This window comes from Streptomyces sp. NRRL S-495, from assembly GCF_000966955.1.
Classification (GTDB): domain Bacteria; phylum Actinomycetota; class Actinomycetes; order Streptomycetales; family Streptomycetaceae; genus Kitasatospora; species Kitasatospora purpeofusca.
In genome coordinates, this window is the sequence record NZ_JZWY01001411.1 from 1 (window position 1) to 207 (window position 207).

Consider the following 207-nt stretch of genomic DNA (forward strand, 5'->3'; position numbering starts at 1 on the left):
TGTCAGAGCCAGCCGTGCTGGGCGGCTCCAGTGGACGTCAAGTCCCTTTTCTCGGCTTGTGATCGCTCGTGTGTGTGAACGTCAGCCGTACTGGCGTGCCAGTCGTGGTTCGGGTGATGTTCTGCGGCACACGGAGAGCGGGCGTGTCCGAGCGACTTGTCGGACGAGCAGCGGGCGTTGATCGAGCCGATGATCACGGCCTGGAAG

Annotated in this window: 1 protein-coding gene; it reads right to left on the reverse strand. The window is 63.3% G+C overall.

Annotated elements, in window-relative coordinates; genetic code table 11:
• Positions 1-2 precede the first annotated feature (2 nt).
• Positions 3-207: hypothetical protein (locus VR45_RS49870; RefSeq protein WP_234326705.1), on the reverse strand; the 205-nt coding region annotated here is incomplete at its 5' end.